Below are 15,802 nucleotides of genomic sequence, written 5' to 3'. Positions count from 1 at the left end.
GCACAGTCGGACGAGAGATGTATCGAGGACGAAGATGACCGATCAGCAGCGTGGTTTCCACTACGCCGACGTCGTTGCGGTGGAGCAACTCACCGTGCACATGGTGCGCGTCACCTTCGGCGGCGAGCACGTCGCCGGTTATCGCACGATCGGAGCACCCGACGAGTGCGTCGGGGTCTATTTTCCGCGCGAAGGCGAGTCGGCACCGCCGCCGATGACCGAGGTCGACGGCCTGTGGTGGTTCCACGGCCTCGAGAACGCGCCGGAGGGTCGGAACTACACGATCCGCCGCGTCGATCCCGACCGCGGCCAGTTGACCGTCGACTTCTTCGCACACGAGGGTGGCGTCGCGGCCACCTGGGCCCAGCAGGCCGCCCCCGGCCAGACGGTGCTCTTCACCCGTCCGCGGTCGTGGTACTCACCGCCCGCCGACGTCGATTGGCTGCTGATGGTGGCCGATATGACCGGGGTTCCTGCGCTGGGTCGGCTGATCGAGCAGTTGCCCGCAGGAACCCGCGCACACGCCATCGTCGAGGTACTCGAGCGCGGTGACATCCAGACGTTCGAGACAGCCGCCGACGTGACGTTCGATTGGCGTATCGGATCCGGAAACGGAGACAGCGCCAGCGTGCTCGACGACGCGGTGCTCGCATACCCGCTACCCGAGGGTCGCGGCTACGTGTGGTTCGCCGCCGAGGCGTCGTCCTCGCGTCGGGTACGCAAGTACTTCCGCAAGGACTTGGGTTACGACAACAAGTATTTCGACATCATCGGCTACTGGCGCGCTGACTCGGAGAAGTGGCTCGAAAAGTACAAGCAGTACCAGGAGGAGGCGCTTGCGGTGTACAACGGCGTCATCGAATCCGGCCGCACCGAGCAGGAAGCCAGCGAGGCGTTCGACGCGCTGCTCGAGCGGGTCGGGCTCTAACGCCGAAATTCGTAGTCGGGCAATTCCAGCGTCGCCGCGTCGGGACCGAGGAATCTGCTCGTGACCGCCTGGACCGGCTTCGATCCGGCCAGGCGCAGCACGGTGCGAAAAGCAGCTACTCCCACAGTCGTTTTCGGATGCGCGACGCGAGGCACGCCGGGCGGCAGCTTCTGAGCCTGATTCACGAACGGACGCATGCGCGCCTCGAAGGCCTCGAACCCGGCGCGATGATCGCGCGCTAGGGCGAGTTCCCCGGCGAGCACGTAGGCCCCGGTGACCGACAACGTGGTGCCCATCCCGCTCAATGGTGTTGCGCACCACGCAGCGTCGCCCAGCATGCCAATTCTGCCGTTCGACCATCGCGGGGCCTTCACCTGCGCGAGGTAGTCGACGTAGAGCTCCGAATCCGGTCCAAGTGAATTCAGGATTCTGGGCACTTCCCAGCCGACGTCGGCGAACTTCGTCCGCAAGGCGGCAATCACCTGTTCGGTGGACGCGCCTTCGTACCCGCCGTCGTCGGACACCCAGGACAGGCTGAAACGCGTCGTGCCGAGGTTGTCCGGGCGCAGATTGGCGACTCTGGATCCGGTGGCGTTGCACCAACGCCACCAGCCGTCGTCGCTCGGTCCCTTCGGCAACACCCCGTACGCGGTGTACAGGCCGACCGGCGTGGTCTCCGCCTCGGCAGGAAAAACCAGTTCCCTACTGCTGGAACGGACTCCGTCGGCGAACAGGACGAGATCGAACCTCTCCGATGCGTTCGACGCGAACATGACATCCACTCCGTCGGAATCCTGAGCCACGCCGACGACGCGATCGCCGTACCGGTACTCGGTTCGCGGACCGGCTGATTCGACGAGAATCCGCGCGAACTCGCCGCGCAGAATCTCCATCTCCGCCGTCGGCCCGTCGTGTGATCCGTCTCCGGCCGGAAAGGCCGCGATGGTGGCGTCGGAATCGTCGACGAATCTGGTGCCTTTCTCGGTGGTGCCGTTGGCCAGCAGGGTCTGCTCCAGGCCCATGCGCCGCAGCACCTCGCGTCCACTACCGCGGACGTCGATGTTCTGGCCGCCCAGACGCAGCTGCGGACTGCGCTCGACGACGACGACGTCGTATCCCGCTCTGTCGAGCCAGTAGGCGACGGTGGGGCCGGCGATGCTGGCACCGGTGACGAGCACGCGTTCGGTCATCGGGCGGGAATGCCCGGGCTGCCGGTCGTTCAATCCGGGGGGGAAAGTAGCTGAGCCTCACCTTGGTGGTGTACTTTCTCGAATTGTCCGTTTGACCCGTTTTCGTCAGGAGAACCGTGTTCACCGTTCGCCGTCTGGCGCTGCTCTCGTGCAGTGCAACCCTTGCCCTCGGTTTGGTCGCCTGCAGCTCTTCGGACTCCGGTGACACCACCTCCACCTCCGAGTCCGCCACCGCAGAGTCCGCCCTGGTGGTGTATTCCGGCCGCGGCGAAGAACTCGTCGACCCCCTGATCGAACGCATCGGCGGCGGCATCGAGGTCGACTACTCGGGCAACACCAACGCCCAGGCCGCGAAGATCCTCGAAGAGGGCGACGCGACGCCGGCCGACGTCTTCTACGGCCAGGATGCAGGTGCACTGGGGGCCCTCGACGAAGCAGGGGCGCTCGCACCGCTGCCCGAGGACATCCTCGCGCTCGTCCCCGAGCAGTACCGCGGCACCGACGGCACCTGGGTCGCCACGTCCGCACGGGCCCGCGTGCTGGCCTACAACTCCGATTCGGTGCAGGCAGCAGACCTGCCCACCGGTATCGACGGACTGCTCGACCCACGCTGGCGCGGACAGATCGGCTACGCACCGACCAACGCGTCGTTCCAGGCGTTCGTCACCGCGCTGCGCGTGCAGCGCGGCGAGGAGGGTGCTCGCACCTGGCTCGAAGGATTCGTCGCCAACGAGCCGGTCGCGTTCGAGGGCAACGGTCCGCTGCTGACCGCCGTCAACGACGGGCAGGTCGCCACGGGTCTGCTCAACCACTACTACTGGTACCCGTTCAAGGACGAGAACGGTGCCGACGCTCCCGTCGAGCTGCACTACTTCGAGCCCGGCGACCCCGGCGCATTGATCAACGTCGCCGGTGCCGGTGTGCTGGCGGCGTCGGACAACCAGGAAGCGGCATTCGATTTCGTGCGCGAGCTGCTCTCGACCGAATCGCAGACGTACTTCGCCAACGAGACCGCCGAATACCCCGTCATCGACGGCGTCACGTCCGACTACGACCTGCCGCCGCTGTCGGACCTGGGTTCGACCGACCTCGACCTGGGCCGACTCTCGTCCCTCGAGGAGACCCAGACCCTGCTCACCGACGTCGGAATCATCTAGTCGGTGTTCGTGTCCGCACTCCAGCCGCTTCGGCGGCGCCACTTCGGCGGTCGTCCCGTTCTCGGGACGGCCGCGTTGTGCGTGGGAGCGCTGACGCTGACACCCTTGGTGTACCTGTTCGTTCGAGCGTTCGACGGCGGAACCGAGAAGGTACTGCGGCTGCTCCTGCGGCAACGCACCCTCGACCTCGTTGTCCGGACGGCCACGCTCGCGCTCACCGTGGTGGTCGCCTCCGTCGTGGTGGGCACGCTGCTCGCCTGGTTGACCGTCCGAACCGATCTACCGGGTCGACGCATCTTCTCGATGATCCTCGCGGCACCGCTGGCCATCCCGTCGTACGTGTCCGGTTATCTGTGGATCGCCGAATTTCCCTCCCTTGCAGGATTTTCCGGTGCTGCGCTGGTGCTCACGTTGTCGTGCTTCCCGCTGGTGATGTTGCCGGTGTCCGCGGCGTTCGCCACCGCGGACCCGTCGTTGGCCGAAGTGTCCCGCACCCTCGGCCGCGGGGCGGTACGCACCGCATTGACCGTCGAGTGCCGTCGCGTCGTTCCGGCTGCGGCAGCAGGCGCGTTGTTGGTGGCGCTGTACACCATCAGTGACTTCGGGGCGGTGGCACTGATGCGGTACGACGCCTTCACTCTGGGCATCTACAGCGCCTACCGCGGCGGGCTCGATCGCACCGCGGCCGCTGTTCTCGGGTTGGTCCTCGTGGTGGGCGCGTTGGTGTTGACCCTCCTCGAACGGCGTGCTCGACGCGGGGCCACGGCGCGGGTGGGATCGGGAACCGACCGGATGGCCGAGCCTGTGGTTCTCGGCCGGTGGCGCGTGCCTGCTCTGGCCGTTATCGTTGCAGCCCTCGGTGTTTCGGTGCTGGTACCGATTCTGGCCCTGGCGCGATGGCTCAGTCGATCGCTGCGCTTCACCGTCGACTGGGCGGACGTGCTGGCTGTCAGCGCCAAGACGGTTCAGTACTCGGCGACTGCTGCTCTGGTGGTCGCCGTGCTTGCGTTGCCGGTGGCGTTGTTCGCCGCCCGGTCCACGTCCCGCAGTGCGCGCACCGCCGAGTTGTCCACGTACATTGCGCACGGTCTCCCGGGTATCACCGTGGGACTGGCGACGGTGTTTCTCGGAATCAGATTTCTGCCGTCGTTCTATCAGACCGCGGTGCTGCTGGTGGTGGCGTACGTGGTGCTGTTCCTGCCGTTGGCCGTCGGCAGCACCCGATCGGTCGTCGACGCCACTCCGGTTGTGCTCGAGGATGTTTCACGGACCCTCGGTGCCGGGCGGGTGCGCACCGACCTGCGGGTGACGATTCCTGTCGCCGCGCCCGGCATCGCGGCCGGAGCCGCCCTGGTGTTCCTGACCGTCGCCAAGGAATTACCGGCGACGTTGATGCTGCGTCCCCGCGGTGTGGACACGCTCGCGACCACGCTGTGGTCCACCACCGAGGCATTCCGCTACGGCGAGGCAGCCCCTTACGCCCTCGCATTGATCCTGATCTCCGTGGTCCCGACGATCGTCCTGACTCGGGCGCTGCGGCGTACGACGCGAAAGCGAGTGACACTGTCATGAGCATGGTGATGTCCGATCTCGTTGCCTCGTACGGCAGTACGACGGTGCTGCACGGAATCGATCTCGACCTCGGCGACGGTGAGATGCTCGCCGTTCTCGGACCCTCCGGCTGCGGCAAGACGACTCTGCTGCGATCGATCGCAGGCCTGCACCGTATCGACGCGGGCCGCATCACCGCCGACGGGCGCGACCTCTCCGTCGCCAGGCGTGTTCAGGTGCCACCGGAGAAGCGGGGAGTAGGCCTGATGCCGCAGGAAGGTGGACTGTTTCCACATCTGACGGTGCGCCGAAACATCGAATTCGGTTTGCGCACAGGGTTCGTGCGGCCGTACCTGTCCGGCCGAGCCGAACGGGCCCGACGCGTCGACGAGATGCTCGAGCTCGTCGGACTGCCCGACGCCGGTGCGGTTCGACCCAGCGAACTCTCGGGCGGGCAGCAGCAGCGGATCGCGTTGGCGCGCGCGTTGGCCCCGGCTCCGTCGGTGGTGTTGATGGACGAGCCGTTCGCTGCTCTCGATGCAGGTCTGCGGACCTCGATTCGGCAGGACGTGCGAGAGTTGTTGCTCACCAGCAAGACCGCGTCGATTCTCGTCACCCACGATCGGGCCGAGGCTCTGGGCACCGCGGATCGGGTTGCGGTCCTGCTGGGCGGGCGCTGTGCGCAGGTCGATACGCCGCGTGCACTGTACGAGCGGCCCACCACGCCGGCTGTGGCGAGCTTCGTCGGCGACGCCTATTACGTCGACGCTGCCGCGCGCGACGGTTGGGTCGACACCGTTCTCGGTCGTCTCGAATCCACCACCAGGGCAACGGGTATGGGGCAGGTCTTGCTCCGGCCCGAACAGTTGGTGGTCTCGGAGCGCGAGGATGGCGAATTTCTCGTCGAACACGAGGTTTTCACCGGCCCCGAATGCTCGGTCACTGTGCGACACCGCGATACCGGGCTCCGGCTGCGTGTCGTCGCTCGGGCCTGCGACCGATTCGCTCCCGGTACAGCCGTGAACGTCTCGGTGACCTCACCGGTGCACTGGTTTCCGCGTTCGGTGCGTTGATGCCGTGACGCAGGGTTCCGGTCGCGGTACGCGGCGGAACCCTGCGCAGTGGGCGAGTTATCGGGCCGTGCGCTTGGGCATGAACACCGCAGCGACAGTCATCAGGACGGCGGCGACCAGCACTCCGATGAAGACCAGATGGATGGCGTCGGACAGTTGTTCGGGTTCTGGATCTCCGGACACACGGGCGTTGACGATGGCACCGAACACCGCGACGCCGACGGCGCTACCGAGTGAACGGGCGAACATGTTGGTGGAGGTGACGACGCCGCGTTCGGCCCACTCGACGCTCGACTGTGCGGCGATCAATGTGGGGCTCGCGATCAACCCCATGCCGAGGCCGATGACGAAGCACATCGCCGCGACGTGCCAGATCTGCGAATCGGCGTCGAGCAGAGTCGTCAGTGCCGTACCCACGATCCCGATCGAACCGCCGACCACTGCCGTCGTGCGGAAGCCGAAGCGCAGGTACACCCGCCCGGACTGGGATGCCGCGATCGGCCAGCCGAGGGTCAGCGTGGACAGCGAGAAGCCGGCGATGATGGCTCCGGTGCCGAACACGCCTTGTACGAAGGTCGGGACGTAGGACGTCAGTCCCAGGATCAACGCTCCGACGAGCAACGAGATGAAGCTGCTGACCACCAGCACCCGCCGGGTGAACACCCACAGCGGCAGGATCGGCTCCTCGGCGCGGGACTCGACCCATGCGAACACCGCCAGCAGCAGGAAGCCCACAACGAAGATCGCGATGCTGATCGGCGAACCCCACGCCCAGGACTGGCCGCCTTCGAGCAGGCCGAGGAGCACCATCGTCGCGCCGACCGTGAGCAGAGCGGCACCGAGGTAATCGATCTTCGGCTTGGCGCGTTCGACTGCGCCTTCCTCGAACTTGCGCAGCAACATGAACGCCGCCACCGCGCACAGCGGAATGTTGATGAAAAAGATCCACCGCCACGACAGGTACTCGGAGAAGACGCCACCGAGGGCGGGGCCGAGCACCGAGGAAATCGCCCACACGCTGGCCAGGTAGCCCTGCACCTTGGCGCGCTCGGGCAGCGTGTAGATGTCGCCTGCGATCGTGATGGACATCGGCTGGACGGCACCCGCACCGAGTCCCTGAATCGCGCGGAAAGCAATCAGAGCAGGCATGCTCCACGCCAGGCCGCACAGAATCGAGCCCAGGCAGAACACCGCGATGCCGAACACCATGATCTTCTTGCGCCCGAACAGATCGGACAATTTGCCGTAGAGCGGCACCGAGACAGCCTGTGCCAGCAGGTAGATCGAGAACAACCACGGGAACTGCGCGAACCCGCCGAGGTCGCCGACGATGGTGAGCACCGCAGTGGCGATGATCGTCGCGTCCAGCGCAACCAGCGACGAGCTGAGCATCAGCGCGATCAGGATGGGACCGCGTTCGGAGCGGAATCCGATGTCCGGGGTCGATTCGGTCGTTGCCATTGCTAGTCATTGTGATCCCTGCCCGCCGACGTGGCGGCACCGGCCCAGATAGTGTTGAGCCTCGTGCGACCATCACTGAGTAGCTACGAGCATCTGGCCGGCGGCAAGGTCCGCGATCTGTACACGATCGACGACGCGCATCTGCTGCTCGTCGCGAGCGATCGAATCTCGGCCTACGACCACATCCTCGACACCCCGATCCCGGACAAGGGACGGGTGTTGACGGCGATGAGCGTGTTCTTCTTCGAGGAGCTCGGCGGCGTCAACCACCTGGCCGGTGATCCGCTCGACGAACGCATCCCCGCCGAACTGCTCGGCCGCGCCCTGGTGGTGAAGAAGCTGAACATGGTGCCGATCGAGTGCGTTGCTCGCGGCTATCTCACCGGATCCGGGTTGGCGGATTACAACGCGACCGGTGCCGTGTGCGGCGTCGAACTGCCGCCCGGCCTGATCGAATCGAGCAAACTCGACGAGGTCATCTTCACTCCTGCCGCCAAGGCCGAACTGGGTGAGCACGACGAGAACATCACCTTCGACCAGGCCGTCGAACTGGTCGGTGCCGAGCTGGCCTTCAAGCTCCGCGAAGACACCATCGAGATCTATTCGCGTGCAGCCAACTTCGCTCTGGAACGCGGAATCATTCTCGCGGACACCAAGTTCGAGTTCGGGACCGATGCCGACGGCAACCTCGTTCTCGCCGACGAGGTGCTCACCCCCGATTCCTCACGCTACTGGCCTGCCGATTCGTACGAAGAAGGTCGCGTTCAGCCCAGTTTCGACAAGCAGTTCGTTCGCGACTGGCTGACCGGCGAATCCGGCTGGGACCGAGCGTCCGACACCCCACCGCCACCGTTGCCCGACGACGTCGTCGCCGCAACGCGCAGCCGCTACATCGAGGCCTACGAGCGCATCTCGGGCCTGAACTTCGACGATTGGGTCACGCCATGACGATCACCCCTCCCATTGCCAAGAAGGTGCCGCAGGGGCGCACCCATCACGGCGACACGTTCATCGACAACTACGAGTGGTTGCGCGCCAAGGAAGACCCCGAGGTGATCGCCTACCTCGAAGCCGAGAACGCCTACACCGAGCAGCAGACGGCCGGACTGGGAGCACTCCGCGGCAAGATCTTCGACGAGATCAAATCGCGCACCCAGGAGACCGACCTGTCCGTGCCGACGCGCATGGGCCAGTGGTGGTACTACTCGCGCACCGTCGAGGGAAAGTCGTACGGCCTCCAATGCCGTTGCCCCGTCGACTCTCCCGACGACTGGACACCGCCGACACTGTCGTCCGATGTGGACGTGCCGGGGGAGCAGATCCTGCTCGACGCCAACGTCGAAGCCGAGGGTCACGACTTCTTCTCGCTCGGTGCATTCTCGATCAGCCTCGACGGCACGTTGCTGGCGTACTCCACCGACACCGAGGGCGACGAGCGGTACACGCTGCGTTTCAAGAACCTCGACACCGGTGAACTGCTCGCCGACACCATCGAGAACGTCGCGCCGGGAGCCACCTGGACCGCCGACGCTACCCACGTGTTCTACCTGACGGTCGACGAGTCCTGGCGTCCCGACACCGTCTGGCGGCACACGCTCGGTAAGGCCGAGGACGTCAAGGTCTTCCACGAGCCCGACGAGAGCTACTGGGTCGGATTCGGTTCCACCCGTAGCGAGAAGTACCTGATGATCTGGGTCGGCTCGAAGATCACCTCCGAGTGCCTCGTCCTCGAATCCACCGATCCCGAGGGCGAATTCCGCGTCGTGCTGCCGCGCACGGACGGCATCGAGTACAGCATCGAGCACGCCGTCGTGGCCGGTGAGGATCGCTTCCTGATCACCCACAACGGCTCGGTCAACGGCTGGGGCACCGAGGGGGAGAAGGCCGAGAACTTCCTGCTCGCCGAGGCCCCGGTCAGCGATCCACTCGATCAGCGCATTCTGGTTCCGCATCAGAGCGACGTCCGAGTCGAGGACATCGACGCCTTCGCCAGCCACCTGATCTTCACCTACCGCCGAGAAGCGTTGACCCGCATGGCGATCTGGCCGCTGACCGACGAGGGATACGGTGAGTATCGCGAGCTCGAATTCGACGAGGAGCTCTACTCCGTCGGTGCGGGCTCGAACCCGGAGTGGGATCAGCCGCTGCTGCGGATGGTCTACACCTCCTTCATCACGCCCGGTCAGGTGTACGACCTCGACATCGCCAGTGGCGAACTGCTGCTCCGCAAATCGCAGCCGGTTCTCGGTGAGTTCGATGCCGGTGACTATGTGCAGCACCGAGAGTGGGCGACCGCGCCGGACGGAACACAGATTCCGCTGTCGGTCATCGCTCGCAAGGACGTCCCCGAGGGGCCTGCTCCCACGCTGCTGTACGGCTACGGATCGTACGAGGCATCGATGGACCCGTCGTTCTCGGTGGCGCGGTTGTCTCTGCTCGACCGCGGCATCGTCTTCGTCGTCGCACACGTGCGCGGCGGCGGTGAGATGGGTAGGCACTGGTACGACCAGGGCAAGACGCTGCAGAAGAAGAACACCTTCACCGACTTCATCGCTGCCGCACAGCATCTGATCGACACCGGCCGTACCTCACCGAAGCATCTGGTCGCCGACGGCGGAAGCGCAGGTGGTCTGCTGATGGGTGCGGTGGCCAACCTCGCACCCGAGCTGTTCAACGGCATCCTGGCCAACGTTCCGTTCGTCGACCCACTCACCTCCATCCTCGACCCGTCGCTGCCGCTGACGGTGATCGAATGGGACGAGTGGGGAAACCCGTTGGCGGACAAGGAAGTGTACGAATACATGAAGTCGTACAGCCCCTACGAGAACGTCGAGGCCAAGGACTACCCGTCGATCCTCGCGATCACGTCCATCAACGACACCCGCGTCCTGTACGTCGAACCGGCCAAATGGGTTGCGGCCCTGCGTGCCACGAAGACGGGGGACTCGGACCTGCTCCTCAAGACCGAAATGAGCGCCGGACACGGCGGAGTCAGCGGACGCTACGAGAAATGGAAAGAAGCGGCCTTCGAGTACGCCTGGATCGTCGAGAAGACCGGTGCCCATGTGAGTGGCTGACTTTCGGGTCGTTCCGCAGGCTCCACTCCTGCCTCGTAGCCTGCTACGAGTTTCCACTCACATGCGGCGCCAGTCGCTCTAACGCCACACATAGCGGACCTGTGGTCGCCCGGCTTTGCCGTATTCGGTGTGCCGGGTGACCAGGCCGTCGTCGGCCAGTCGTTCGAGGTAGCGCCAGGCCGTCACCCGGGATACGCCGACAACCTTCGCCGCCTCGGAGGCGTTGAGGCCGTCGACGGATTGCTTGACGCTGGCGGTGATGCCGTCCATCGTCTGCGGGGCAATGCCTTTGGGGGTGGAGACGCGTTCGTCGGCCGTGCGTAGATGCGCCATCGCACGGTCGATGTCTCGCTGACTGGACGCGTTCTCGCCGGCGGGTAATGCATCGTGGAATTCGCGATAGCGCTCGAGCTTGTCGCGAAATGCGGCGAACGTGAACGGTTTGAGCAGATACAGCACGATGCCGTGCGCCACTGCCGAACGCACCACCGACAGATCACGTTCGGAGGTGATGGCAATGACGTCGGGGCTCGGACGCAGACCGCCGAGCGCCGCGGCGACGTCGATGCCACTGGCGTCGGGCAGGCCGATGTCCAGCAACACCAGATCGACTGGTTCGGTGCTGGCGAATCGCATGGCCGCAGCGCCGGTGTGCGCGACGCCGGCAACGTCGAAACCGGGCGTCCGCTCGACGTACGTCTTGTGGGCCTCGGCGATGAGCGGTTCGTCGTCGACGATCAGTACGCGGATCACGACGTCGCCCCCGGAATGGTCGCAACCAACACCGACCCGTACGTCACTTCCGAGGTCAACGTGCCACCGTGCCGCGTGATCACCTGCGTCACCAACGCGAGGCCGAGTCCGCGAGATCCGGATTTGGTCGAATATCCGCGCCGGAGAGCAGCTTTCAAGGTTTCCGGTGGCATGCCGGGGCCACTGTCGGCCACCCGGACGACGAGTTCACCGTCGGCGTCGCGGACCGTCACTTCGACCCACGGCTGGTCGGATTCTTTCGAGGCATCGATCGCATTGTCTATCAGATTGCCTACCAGCGTCACCAATTCGCGAGCAGTCAGAACCCCTTCGTGTTCCATCGCCGTGTCGTCGGTGATCGTCAGCTCGACGCCCTGTTCGGCAGCCTGGCTGACCTTGCCGAGCAACAGCGCCGCGAGCGCAGGCTCGCCGACCGCGTTCATCAACCGGTCGATGAGCGTCTGGGAGAGTTCGAGATCGGCCGTCGCGAATTCGACGGCTTCTTCGGGCCGACCGAGCTCGACCATCGTGATGACCGTGTGCAATCGATTCGCCGCCTCGTGCGCCTGCGAGCGCAGTGACTCCGCGAAACTGCGCACCGAATCCAATTCGCCCATCAACGAACGCAACTCGGTCTGATCGCGAATCGTCAGGACGTTACCCAGGCGTTTGCCCTCCCACATGACCGGATCCTGGTTGACGACGAGTACACGATCTTTCGTCAGGTGCAGCTCACCGCGGACGATCCCGGTGTCCATCTGTTGCATCGACTCCGGCAACGACGTCAGCGACACCGGCCCGTCCGGTAGGTCGAGAAGGCGTCGGGCCTCGTCGTTGACCAACTCCGCCTCGTCGCTGCGTCCGAACACCAACAGACCCTCGCCGATGGAATGCAGAACGGCGTCGTGATGCTCGTACATCGTCCGCAATTCGGCCGGAGCCATTCCCAAAGTCTGACGCCGTAGCCGGCGGCTGAGCAGCGTCGAACCGGCCGCGGCCACGACGAAGGCCGCGAGCACGACTGCGAGGATCAACGGCAGGCCTTGCAGGAACTGATCGCTGATCTTCTGTCGGGTGACTCCAGCGGACACGAGACCGACGATCTCGCCGTCGGTATCGGTGACGGGTGTGACTGCTCTGATCGACGGGCCGAGAGAGCCCACGTACGTCTCGGTGAACGTCTCGCCGAGCAGTGCGCGATCGATGTTGCCGCTGAACGGTTTACCGATCAGGTCGACGGTGGTGTGCGTGAAGCGGGTGCGATCGGGAGCCATGACGACGATGAAATCGACCCCGGTGACCTGCCTGATCTTCTCCGTTTCCGGCTGCAGACGAGACGTCGGGTCGTCGGATTCGATGGCCAGCGGCGTCGACGGTTCGTTGGCGATACTCACCGCGATAGCCGTCACCTCACGTCGGGTGGCGTCGTCGCTGTTGGACCTCTCGTTGAGGATCGTCAGGATACCGCCGGCGAGAACGACGACGGCCATGACGACCAGTTGCAGGACCAATACCTGGCCCGCCACGCTCAGCGGCCGCTTCGAGGACAACACATTCCTTTCAGACAAGAAACATCGATGTGAACAGAATGAACGTATAGGTGACTCCAGTCACTGGGTGCAGCAACATCATCTCTCAGCAGGGGTGACCCACCTCACTCCACTCCGGCGATCACGAAGCCACCAGCCACATTCACGCACCACCGGAACACTAAGGAACGTCCATGACTATCAGCACCGACGCTGAGCGGAACGACAATCCGTCGTCCGAGCCGAAGAAGAAGCGCGACAGAACGCACTGGCTCTACATCGCGGTGATCATCGCCGTCATCGCCGGCATCATCGTCGGGCTGGTGGCCAAGGATTTCGCGTCCGACCTGTCGATCCTCGGCACGCTCTTCGTCAGCCTGATCAAGATGATGATCAGCCCGGTCATCTTCTGCACCATCGTCCTCGGCATCGGATCGGTACGCGCCGCAGCCAGCGTCGGTCGAGTCGGCGGCCTGGCGCTCGCTTACTTCATCGGCATGTCGACCATCGCCCTCGGTATCGGCATGGTTGTCGGCAACCTCATCAAGCCCGGTGACGGACTGAACATCACGCCGAACGACGCCGGACTCAAGCTCGCCGACACCGCCCACGAGGCCGGCGGGACGATGGACTTCATCGCCGGGATCATTCCGACGTCGCTGCTTTCGTCGCTGACGGCCGGTTCTGTTCTGCAGACGCTGTTCGTCGCCATCCTCGTCGGTTTCGCCCTGCAGGCCATGGGCAAGCAGGGTGAAGGCATCCTCAAGGGCATCGGCGCAGTACAGAAGCTCGTCTTCCGCATCCTCACGATGATCCTGTGGCTCGCCCCGATCGGTGCCTTCGGTGCCATCGCCGGTGTCGTCGGCAAGACCGGCTTCGACGCAGTCATTCAGCTCGGCACTCTGATGCTGGCCTTCTACATCACCTGCTTCATCTTCGTCTTCTTCTTCCTCGGCCTGATTCTCAAGTTCGTCTCCGGCTTCTCGATCTTCAAGCTGGTCAAGTACCTGGCCCGGGAGTACCTGCTCATCGTTGCCACGTCGTCCTCCGAATCGGCCCTGCCGCGTCTGATCGCCAAGATGGAGCACGTCGGAGTCGAGCGCACCACCGTCGGCATCGTCGTCCCCACCGGTTACTCGTTCAACCTCGACGGCACTGCGATCTACCTGACCATGGCCTCGATCTTCATCGCCGACGCCATGAACATGCCGCTCTCCATCGGGGAGCAGTTCTCGCTGCTGCTGTTCATGATCATCGCCTCCAAGGGCGCAGCCGGAGTGTCCGGAGCAGGCCTGGCGACTCTCGCCGGCGGCCTGTCGAGCCACCGCCCGGAACTGCTCGACGGTGTTCAGCTCATCGTCGGAATCGACCGCTTCATGTCCGAAGCCCGCGCCGTCACCAACTTCTCGGGTAACGCCGTTGCCACCTTGCTGGTCGGCACCTGGACCAAGACGATCGATAAGGATCGGGTCAACACGGTGCTCGACGGCAACCTGCCGTTCGACGAGGAGACCATGGTCGACGACCACCTCCCCGAGGACGACCGGCCTGCCGACAAGCAGGTCATCATCGAGAAGAACGCCGCCAAGGCATAAGAACCTGCCGGGCGACGCGCATCCCCCCGTCGCCCGGTTCGGAAGAACGCAAGTACGGCCCTGCCACCAGCGGGGTCGTACTTGCTTTTGTGCGTCGGTTCCATTCTGTCGGTACTCACAGGTAAGTTCGGATGATGACTGAAGTTCAGAACATCGGCATCAACACGCTGGGTGGTGCGCCCACCTCGCTCGACGAGTACGCCGGACGGGCCGTCCTCGTGGTCAATGTCGCATCCAAGTGCGGACTGACCCCGCAGTACGAAAAGCTGGAGAAGCTCGCCAACGAGTACTCCGCCAGTGGCCTGTCGGTCGTCGGGGTGCCGTGTAACCAGTTCGGTGGCCAAGAGCCCGGCACCGCCGAAGAAATCGAAACTTTCTGCTCCACCACGTACGGCGTCACGTTCGCGATGACCGAGAAGGTCGACGTCAACGGTGACAACCGGCACCCGCTCTACGCCGAACTGACCAAGGCCGAGGACGCCGACGGCACCGCCGGAGACGTTCAGTGGAACTTCGAGAAGTTCCTGATCTCCCCAGATGGCGTCGTCACCAACCGGTTCCGCCCGCGCACCGAGCCGGACGCACCCGAGGTGCTCGCCGCGATCGACAAGATCCTGCCGAAGGAAACGATCGCCGTTTAGCTTCTGTCTGCATCGACGTCGAGCCTCGTTCACGCTGGTGTGCGAGGCTCGAGTCATGTCTGGACGCCTGATCGTGTCGGTGAGCGGAATCAAGAACGACACCTACGAGCATGCCGCCGAGTTCGCGCGAGAACTCGACGGACGGGGTGTCCCGTTGTCCCTCCTCGTCGCTCCCCGGCTGAAAGACAAATACCGTCTCGCAGCCGACGTGCCCACACAGGAATGGCTGCGGACGCGACGCGACGGAGGCGACGCCATCGTTCTGCACGGCTACGACCAGGCCGCGACGAAGCGTCGACGCTCCGAATTCTCCGCACTGCCGCGTCACGAAGCTCGACTGCGCTTGATGGCCGCCGACCGCGTCATGGAACAGACCGGCCTGCGTACCCGAGTGTTCGCCGCTCCGCGCTGGATCGCCTCACCCGGAGCCATCGAGGCGCTCCCGGATGCAGGATTCCGAATGATCGCCTCGCTCAACGGTATTCACGACCTCCACCGCAACGGCACCATCCGCGCCCGGGTCTGGGGAATAGGCGAAGGCTCCAAGGCCGAACCCTGGTGGTTCAAAGCACTCGTACTCGGCGCCGGTCGCACCGCCCGACGCGGGGGAGTGGTGCGCCTGGCCATCAGCGCCAAGCAACTCGGACGCCCCGCGCCGCGACAGGCAATCCTCGATGCCATCGACCTCTCCCTGCACCACAACGCCGCAGCGGGAGTCTACGAATGGATCCCGCGCACCAGAACTCGCGTGGCCTGACTCCTCGCTGCCTGACCTCCACCCCGCCCCGCCCCAACCCCCGCCCCGCGCCGCGTCCCGCCCCCACTCCCCGCCCTCCCCCCTCCCCCC

The 15,802-nt window shown here is 64.9% G+C and carries 13 protein-coding genes; 9 read left to right on the top strand and 4 right to left on the bottom strand.

The genetic code is table 11. The features are described from left to right. Nucleotides 1-34: 34 nt before the first annotated feature. Nucleotides 35-928 (top strand): siderophore-interacting protein, encoded by an 894-nt coding sequence (locus CH268_RS04555; RefSeq protein WP_094662622.1) that lies wholly within the window; start codon nucleotides 35-37, stop codon nucleotides 926-928. Here the strand turns inward: CH268_RS04555 and CH268_RS04550 are convergent. After that, nucleotides 925-2,118, bottom strand: coding sequence for an FAD-dependent monooxygenase (locus tag CH268_RS04550; RefSeq protein ID WP_094662620.1), 1,194 nt, complete (start codon nucleotides 2,116-2,118; stop codon nucleotides 925-927). The two genes, CH268_RS04555 and CH268_RS04550, sit on opposite strands and share 4 nt — an antisense overlap. A gap of 116 nt (nucleotides 2,119-2,234) precedes the next feature. Between CH268_RS04550 and CH268_RS04545 the strand changes: the two genes are divergently transcribed. From CH268_RS04545 to CH268_RS04535, 3 genes are read left to right on the top strand one after another with little or no spacing between them, the layout of a single operon-like run. After that, the gene (locus tag CH268_RS04545) at nucleotides 2,235-3,275 is read left to right on the top strand and encodes an iron ABC transporter substrate-binding protein (protein WP_052061438.1); all 1,041 of its coding nucleotides are present in this window, start codon (nucleotides 2,235-2,237) and stop codon (nucleotides 3,273-3,275) included. 9 nt (nucleotides 3,276-3,284) lie between these two features. Beyond that, on the top strand, nucleotides 3,285-4,847 hold the full coding sequence (locus tag CH268_RS04540) for an ABC transporter permease (protein WP_255182291.1): 1,563 nt from the start codon (nucleotides 3,285-3,287) through the stop codon (nucleotides 4,845-4,847). Nucleotides 4,848-4,849: 2 nt separating this feature from the next. Next, a complete protein-coding gene (locus CH268_RS04535; RefSeq protein ID WP_255182290.1) occupies nucleotides 4,850-5,899 on the top strand; it encodes an ABC transporter ATP-binding protein in 1,050 nt (349 codons plus the stop codon). Between the two features lie 57 nt (nucleotides 5,900-5,956). Here the strand turns inward: CH268_RS04535 and CH268_RS04530 are convergent, their stop codons facing one another. After that, on the bottom strand, nucleotides 5,957-7,360 hold the full coding sequence (locus CH268_RS04530; RefSeq protein WP_032371345.1) for an MDR family MFS transporter: 1,404 nt from the start codon (nucleotides 7,358-7,360) through the stop codon (nucleotides 5,957-5,959). A 63-nt stretch (nucleotides 7,361-7,423) separates the two neighbouring features. Between CH268_RS04530 and CH268_RS04525 the strand changes: the two genes are divergently transcribed. Beyond that, nucleotides 7,424-8,308 (top strand): phosphoribosylaminoimidazolesuccinocarboxamide synthase, encoded by an 885-nt coding sequence (locus CH268_RS04525; protein WP_032374034.1) that lies wholly within the window; start codon nucleotides 7,424-7,426, stop codon nucleotides 8,306-8,308. After that, complete coding sequence (locus tag CH268_RS04520; protein ID WP_094662616.1) at nucleotides 8,305-10,437, top strand: S9 family peptidase; 2,133 nt, start codon at nucleotides 8,305-8,307, stop codon at nucleotides 10,435-10,437. The genes CH268_RS04525 and CH268_RS04520 overlap by 4 nt, the downstream gene beginning before the upstream one ends. Nucleotides 10,438-10,515: 78 nt before the next feature. Here the strand turns inward: CH268_RS04520 and CH268_RS04515 are convergent, their stop codons facing one another. Continuing rightward, complete coding sequence (locus tag CH268_RS04515; RefSeq protein WP_027495830.1) at nucleotides 10,516-11,190, bottom strand: response regulator; 675 nt, start codon at nucleotides 11,188-11,190, stop codon at nucleotides 10,516-10,518. Beyond that, a complete protein-coding gene (locus CH268_RS04510; protein ID WP_228139393.1) occupies nucleotides 11,187-12,680 on the bottom strand; it encodes a sensor histidine kinase in 1,494 nt (497 codons plus the stop codon). Before CH268_RS04510 ends, CH268_RS04515 begins: the two co-directional genes overlap by 4 nt. 233 nt (nucleotides 12,681-12,913) lie before the next feature. Here CH268_RS04510 and CH268_RS04505 point away from each other — a divergent pair, with 233 nt between their 5' ends. The 3 genes from CH268_RS04505 to CH268_RS04495 all read left to right on the top strand — a co-directional run bounded on the left by CH268_RS04505 (nucleotide 12,914) and on the right by CH268_RS04495 (nucleotide 15,712). Next, entirely contained in the window at nucleotides 12,914-14,314 is a 1,401-nt protein-coding gene (locus CH268_RS04505) for a cation:dicarboxylate symporter family transporter (RefSeq protein WP_094662614.1), read from the top strand. A 131-nt stretch (nucleotides 14,315-14,445) separates the two neighbouring features. Further along, entirely contained in the window at nucleotides 14,446-14,955 is a 510-nt protein-coding gene (locus tag CH268_RS04500; protein WP_303396371.1) for a glutathione peroxidase, read from the top strand. Nucleotides 14,956-15,010: 55 nt separating this feature from the next. Continuing rightward, nucleotides 15,011-15,712: a DUF2334 domain-containing protein gene (locus CH268_RS04495; RefSeq protein ID WP_094662713.1), complete on the top strand. Its 702-nt coding sequence runs from the start codon at nucleotides 15,011-15,013 to the stop codon at nucleotides 15,710-15,712. Nucleotides 15,713-15,802 lie beyond the last annotated feature (90 nt).

The organism is Rhodococcus sp. 06-1460-1B, assembly GCF_002258475.1.
GTDB classification, from domain to species: Bacteria; Actinomycetota; Actinomycetes; order Mycobacteriales; family Mycobacteriaceae; genus Rhodococcoides; species Rhodococcoides fascians.
Note: the sequence above shows the minus strand (reverse complement) of the source record. Positions and strands in the feature narration are given on the sequence as shown.